The sequence below is a fragment of the Candidatus Desulfolinea nitratireducens genome (assembly GCF_982879505.1).
This window is the reverse complement of record NZ_CEYOSI010000194.1, coordinates 1-6,632: the sequence shown is the minus strand read 5'-3', so window position 1 is coordinate 6,632 and position 6,632 is coordinate 1. Positions and strand designations below refer to the sequence as shown.

Genomic DNA, 6,632 nt, shown 5'->3' with positions numbered 1-6,632 from the left:
GTTTTCGGTATCGCGATTGTTGGTCTGCTCTATGCCATTTTCCTGCGCAACCAGATCATGCGCGAAGATAAGGGTACAGAGCGAATGCAGGAAGTTTGGAGCTGGATTCGTGACGGAGCAGACGCTTATTTGCAAGAGCAATTAAAGGCCATTTGGCCTTTTGTTTTGGTCCTGACCGTCGCCCTCTTTTTCTCTGTCTATATTGTGCCACCCACTGAGGAAGCTCTTTTGCGCTTCCAGGGGATGGAAGAATCACAAATCAGTCTCATCCTGGGATTTGCACGCGCATTTGCCTTTGTGATGGGTGCTGGTTTCTCCCTGACAGTTGGACAGATCGGGATGCGCATGGCGGTACAGGCGAACGTTCGAGTTGCTTCCGCTGCTCGTACATCCTTTAGCGATGCACTCCGGATTGCCTACCGCGCCGGAACGATCACCGGAATGCTTACCGATGGTCTCGGTCTTCTTGGCGGTACCGTCATCTTTATGATCCTCGGTATTGCTGCTCCTGATGCCCTCCTCGGCTTCGGTTTTGGTGGTACGCTCCTCGCCCTTTTCATGCGCGTTGGTGGCGGTATCTTCACCAAAGCAGCAGATGTCGGCGCCGACCTCGTCGGTAAAGTGGAAGCAGGCCTCCCCGAGGACGATCCCCGTAATCCTGCCGTTATCGCCGACCTGGTTGGCGATAATGTTGGTGATTGTGCCGGTATGGCAGCAGATATCTTTGAATCCTACGAAGTAACCATCGTTTCAGGTTTGATCCTTGCTTTGGCTCTCTGGCATCTCACTGGTCGCCTTGAGTGGATCATCTTCCCCCTCATCGTCCGCGGTATCGGTGTTCTCGCCTCCATCATCGGCACGTACGCCGTAAAAAGCGATGCCAAAGAAGGTGGCGATGCAATGAAGGCGATTTTCACAGGTTTCTTCACCTCCGCGATCATTTCATCCGTCCTTTTCTATATCGCTGGCTTCTTCTATATGAATAATGCTGGCATTGACCAATGGGGCGGCTGGTGGCGCGCCCCGACCGCTGTTTTCGTCGGTGTTTTGCTCGCTCTCGGTATTGACCGCCTGACTGAATATTTTACTGGTACACACGCTGCTCCCGTGAATGACATCAAGAAGAGTGCAGATACCGGCTCCGCGACCCTGATCTTGCAAGGTATCGCCGTCGGTTACGAATCTTCTGTCTGGTCGATATTGATCATTGCAGCCACGATCGTGGCCTCAATTGCTATCTTTGGCACAATCCCTGGCCTTGAAGGCGCAGACCAGATCAACTTCATCCTTTATGGTGTTGCCATGGCTGGCATCGGTATGCTCACCCTGACAGGCAACAATGTCGCGATGGACTCCTTCGGACCGATTGCTGATAACGCAAACGGTATCGGCGAAATGTCCTGGACTGGTAAAGAAAAAGAAGAAAACGCTGGCGCACAGCAAATTATGGCTGATCTCGACGCAGTGGGTAATACCACCAAGGCGATCACCAAAGGTGTTGCGATCGGTTCTGCCGTTATTGCGGCTGTGTCTCTTTTCGGCTCCTTCCTCGTGGATGTAAGCCGTACGCAAGCCTCTCTTGGTGTTCCGCTTGCTGAGCAAATCCAGAATATCGGCATCCGTGTTGATCACCCGCAAGTTTTCGTGGGTATGTTGATCGGTGGCGCAGTTCCGTGGCTTTTCTCCTCTTTCGCAATCCAGGCTGTCAGCCGCGCTGCAGCGCTGATCGTTTTGGAAGCTCGCCGCCAATTTGGTTTGGGTGTTCTGGATGGCACCGTTAAACCTGATTATCGTCAGGCTGTTTCTATCTCGACCTCTGCTGCTCAGAAGGAATTGGTTTCCCTGGCAATTATCGGTGTTGTTTCCCCGATCGTGGTCGGTCTGACCTTGCAGGTTGAAGCCCTCGGTGGTTTCCTGGCTGGTTTGATCCTCTCCGGTCAGTTGCTGGCTGTCTTCATGAATAACGCTGGCGGCGCCTGGGATAATGCCAAGAAACTCGTTGAAGATGAACCTTCGGACCCCGCAAAGAATACAGGCAAAGGCTCAGAACGTCATAAAGCCTCTGTTGTTGGCGATACCGTTGGTGACCCGATGAAAGACACCGCTGGTCCTGCCCTGAACCCGATGATCAAGGTTGCGAACCTTGTAGCCCTGATCGTTGCTCCAGTTGTAATTCAATACAAAGGCGCAACTGGCGCCACTGCCGTTGGCGTCTGGGCAACCGTTATCGTCCTGATTGGTTTGCTGGTCTGGGCGATCAAACGCTCGAAGGCAACTGCCCCTGAGATAGCTGTACAGTAAAGAAAAATTTACTAAAAATTAAAATCCCCGCTCATATGAGCGGGGATTTTTGGATTAAGGAAGGAGATCTTTTTCTGTACCTTAATCGCTTTCTCTGACCCAGAGTTTCTCCCAAAGCAATTTGAATGGGAAAAAATAGAAGACCAGCACGATATAAAGCGCATATCCCTGAATATTTGTGGTAGCGGAAAGAAAACCCAAAAGCAGGATCATCAGATGCATCCGCACAACACTGCCATAGGGAGCGAGCATTACCGCATTACGGTCAATGGTGTGATAAGCATTCACATAGGTTGTTCCTCTGGATAATGCACTGAAGGCGACAAAGGGCCAATAATTCCTAATAAGCTCTCCCAAAAAAGATAAAACAGTATTTACGGAAAGCGCCATCTCCGGGCCGCGAGTTTGAAAGAGGGGGAAAAAACCGTCTAGAAATACTGCATGGATCAAATGAAAAAAACCAAAATGAAAGGTAAAAAAAGACAGCGTGAACAGGCCGCCTCCGATAATGAATAGTTCACCCAGTAAGCCGGGAATGGTTGTGGAGGATTGGTTGATCGTCCCAGCAATTGCCAGGATGATGTGCAAATAGCCAAGCAGCAAGCTTGAGATCCATAAACTCCAGACAAGATCCCTTGTCTGCCAGTCCTGTTCTGCTGCCAGAAGGATCGTTGCAAAAAAGACCCCCAGATCGATCAGGATTTCCAGGTAAATATTCTTGGGTGGATAAAAGCGATTCATATGCGGAAAAGCATAACAGTTTGACAGACAAGAGGCAAGCCCGTTTTACCATAAAGATGCTGAAAATTTATAGCTTACGCACCATGATATATGCATCTCCTTTATCAGCATATTCCAAAAATCCCTGTTGTTTATATAGGTTGATTGCATAATTATCTTTAGAGACACTGAGACTTATTTTTTGAACAGTGTGTTTTGAGGCATGCTCAATAAGCCATTCAATCAATCTTTTTCCAATTCCCTGATGCCGATAGTCTCTATGGATGGCAATAACTAATACAGGTGTATTTTCATCCACATATCCATGATCGAAGTTGTTGTCTGTCCAGAATCGAACCCAGGCTGCACCGACCGGTATTGAATTAACGATTGCAAGAACCGCTGTATCTCCATCTCTTTTTCCCCAATCAGCCAATGCTTTACTTACATCCGGGAAGGCAAGCCCTTCTTCAAATGAAGGTTTGCGGAAATCGAAATACAACAACTTGCCCCGCCTTTTTCATGCAAAAGCCACCCGTATATCAGAGATGTTGTATAAAGCGGGTTCATCTTGCATATCACGCATTGCCGAAGATAATGATAACGAAGTCCAGTCTTGTTTTTCTTGCTGTTCAGCCTTCATCAGCAAATACTGAACAAAGTCGAATAACTCTTCCTGAAAAGAATGCGGAAGTTTTTTTGCGTATTGGTGGATTTTTTCATCAAGTGTCATGTTTTTTTACTCCATAAGATCGCTAAACGCTACACTATCTACATTGATTTTACACCAATACCGGAAAGATTTTGAATCTTTATTGCAGGAAGGTGGCTAACGGTTTGCGTACGCCCCGCATGCTCTCTGCAGGGTACTTGCTGGTGGGTGGACGTGGACAACGCTCATTATACGGTGGATATTCAAGATACAAAAATCTCAAATTAGCGGTACGATCGGGCGAAGGAGCGATCCTATGAGACTATCGCCCATCCCGAAGTACGAGCGCCGGGAATCCCACCTGCCGAGTACACGCTTTGTTAGACGGCACCTATACTCAACGCGGTTGCAAATTTTCATTTCAATGCAATTGGGGTTGAGCGGGGCTAAAGCCACCTGCTCAGTACATGAAAGTCCGTTGGACTGGGTTCTAGCCCGATAGGGCTTCCATGAACTGAGCCGGGGATTAATCCCCTTGCGGAAGTGATAATGAAAAAACATGCCCGTTCTCAGTATATTTGCCCCTGATAGATTGAACCCCTGGATAATCTCACTCTGGGAGAGTCTTCGTTAGGATCTCGATCTCATGCCAGGCGGGCCACAAGTCGAGGACGCTCGTGGTCACCACCCTGACAAGATCAACCCCCACTAACGGCTCGTTGGGTTGGAATGTGAGTACGTCACCTTCATTGGTCACTCCATCGAATGTGTACAACAACTTGATTTTCCCGTCTGTCTGCCGCACCCAGATTTCGTGCACGCTCCTCCCAGGTGGTTGCTGGGCAACGGTCAGCACGATAGATTCGACCTCAGCGGGGGTTGCCAGCGCCAACTGCACCCATTGCGGGGCCCCGGCAGAAGAATTCCAGTAGTTTTGTGACTCGTCCGCCACCTGCTGGGGCGGGAAACCGGCGGCATAGCTTGAAGCAGTGATGACAGCCTGCGGAGCCACATTGAAGCGGATGAAATCGAACTCACCGTAGGCGCAGGGATCGGGGCGGTTGACCGGTGCGAGTACTGTGGAGACAACGCCTTCCCCTTCATAGCCATTCCAGAACTCGTCCTGCGGGTTTATACCCCAGGTCCAGAACAACCAGCCGTCAAACCCATAATCGCACGAATCCACCTGCCAGGCTTGCAGCGCCGCCGCCGCACGTTCGGCCGTGGCATAGTTGTGTTTGTCTGCGCCGAACTCACCCATCACGATCAGCTTGCTCCCACTGTCGAGCATAGCAAAGTTTTCGGCGTGTCCCTGGATGGATAGATCGTAGCCGGGATAGGCGTGGAAATCGAGGAAATCAAGCTGTGATTCGCGCACGACGCGATCGAGGTAGACCAGACGAAGATCCCCCTCACGCACTCGATTGGGTTCCTGCTGGACGAAGAAACCCATCGTCACCAGCGCGGTCGGATCAACGACTTGGATCGAATCCCGTACCTGCTCGATCCAATACAGCCAGCCCTCCTCCATCATCCGCTTCTTGTCGGCCTCGTCCGCCATGTCATACGTATTCCCGTTGGCCGTGGTCACTGTCCCGGAATTGCGGTTCAGGGGCGCCGAGTCTGCCTCGTAGAAAGCCTCATTCTTCAACTCGTACGCCAACACCGCATCGAGCGCTGCGCTGCGCTCGATCAGTCCCTGGATCAGATCCACCCAGACCATGCGTTCAGCGTTGATACCGTGCTCGGTCAGATAGACGCCGTTGTACCCCACGTAAGCGGCACGAGCGAGTTCCTGGCTGTAGCCGCCGTCATCTGGGACCCAGTCATCTGTGAAGATTACGAAGATACCGTACTGCTTGGCTAGTCGTAGGAACTCGGTGATGTTATCCAGGTAAGCGTCCGATAACCCCCCGGCAGGGTCGCCGATACAACCGCCTACTTCGCCCCAGCAGGCGTTCTTCCACATCCGTACCGTGTTGAAACCCAGCGCCTTCATCTGCTGCAGTTCAGCTTCGGCCTGGTCCAATTCGCCGAAGGAAGTGTTGAAGAGGGCATCGACCCAGATATCGCCCCGTCCGGGGGAAGGTCTGGACACCCAATGGACATAGTCAGCGCCGCGCGGCACGAACCGTTCGCCGGTCAGGCGGTCATAGAACTCCATACCGGATGGAACTTCGCGGATTCCGATCCGGTGTTCGATCACGACAGGGGTGTCCGATGGCGCTGGAGTGGCAGTTACTGAGATGGGAATAGTGGGTGTTGGCTCGGGTTGTGATAATCCGATATTTCCCGGTAAATTACAAGCTGTGACAATAGTGAGTAACGCGAAACCGACAAGCATACTATGGGTTTTAGAGGTCAACTTTTTCAATTTCATAATGCAATCCTTAATCTAAAGGGACTAATGCTCCGCTTAACGGTTTGCGTTACCGGCTCGTGGGTGGGACTTGGACAACGTCATTATAGCGGAACCTCCTCAAGCCAGAGTCAAGCTAATTTATCGGGGCGCTTCCCACGAGTCCGTGTGCACGCTTTGTTAGGCTCATTCTTCTTCATATCTAAAACTCGTTAAAATCTTTAACATTATAAATAATAGCTGCTCAGTAATTATGTAGTGACTTATTAAGTCTTGCGGATGGTACAGCTCTTCTCCCTTTTTGAAATTGAAGTGATATATTTTGCCAGTACGTATATCGGGATAGTCAAAATTTATATCTTTAATAGCTGTAAAATTCCTGTGCATACTATTACGAATATCCCAAGCAAATGACCATAATTGAAAATCTGTATCATCGATTATATTTTTACTTCGAAGGGTATCTCTGATAAATGACATCTCGTAGATTTTGTTTTTGTATTGATTTATTAAATTTGCCCGAAGTTTTTTCCCTTTCCCCTTACTTTCCGAATTCCAATTTTCTTCAATAATGGCAATCTTCTTGTTTATTCGACTTTG

At 49.8% G+C, this 6,632-nt stretch carries 6 protein-coding genes; 1 reads left to right on the top strand and 5 read right to left on the bottom strand.

The window, feature by feature from the left end:
* Positions 1-2,301, top strand: a 2,301-nt coding sequence (locus AC3DOM_RS14255; protein ID WP_487919713.1) for a sodium-translocating pyrophosphatase, incomplete at its 5' end; no start/stop codon positions are given.
* Positions 2,302-2,382: 81 nt separating this feature from the next.
* Here the strand turns inward: AC3DOM_RS14255 and AC3DOM_RS14250 are convergent.
* The 5 genes from AC3DOM_RS14250 to AC3DOM_RS14230 form a co-directional block, all read right to left on the bottom strand.
* A complete protein-coding gene (locus tag AC3DOM_RS14250; protein ID WP_487919712.1) occupies positions 2,383-3,042 on the bottom strand; it encodes a DUF6498-containing protein in 660 nt (219 codons plus the stop codon).
* A 67-nt stretch (positions 3,043-3,109) separates the two neighbouring features.
* Positions 3,110-3,526 carry a GNAT family N-acetyltransferase gene (locus AC3DOM_RS14245; RefSeq protein WP_487919711.1) on the bottom strand — a complete coding sequence of 139 codons (417 nt, stop codon included), beginning with the start codon at positions 3,524-3,526 and terminating at the stop codon, positions 3,110-3,112.
* A gap of 15 nt (positions 3,527-3,541) precedes the next feature.
* Entirely contained in the window at positions 3,542-3,754 is a 213-nt protein-coding gene (locus tag AC3DOM_RS14240; protein ID WP_487919710.1) for a hypothetical protein, read from the bottom strand.
* 529 nt (positions 3,755-4,283) lie between these two features.
* Positions 4,284-6,053 (bottom strand): cellulase family glycosylhydrolase, encoded by a 1,770-nt coding sequence (locus tag AC3DOM_RS14235; RefSeq protein WP_487919709.1) that lies wholly within the window; start codon positions 6,051-6,053, stop codon positions 4,284-4,286.
* A 165-nt stretch (positions 6,054-6,218) separates the two neighbouring features.
* Positions 6,219-6,632 (bottom strand): hypothetical protein (locus tag AC3DOM_RS14230; protein WP_487919708.1); only part of this gene is annotated, 414 nt, incomplete at its 5' end.

Bases quoted from the DNA above. Each gene is read 5' to 3' on its own strand.
- AC3DOM_RS14250 (WP_487919712.1), bottom strand. From the start codon at position 3,042: ATGAATCGCTTTTATCCACCCAAGAATATTTACCTGGAAATCCTGATC.
- AC3DOM_RS14240 (WP_487919710.1), bottom strand. From the start codon at position 3,754: ATGACACTTGATGAAAAAATCCACCAATACGCAAAAAAACTTCCGCAT.
- AC3DOM_RS14235 (WP_487919709.1), bottom strand. From the start codon at position 6,053: ATGAAATTGAAAAAGTTGACCTCTAAAACCCATAGTATGCTTGTCGGT.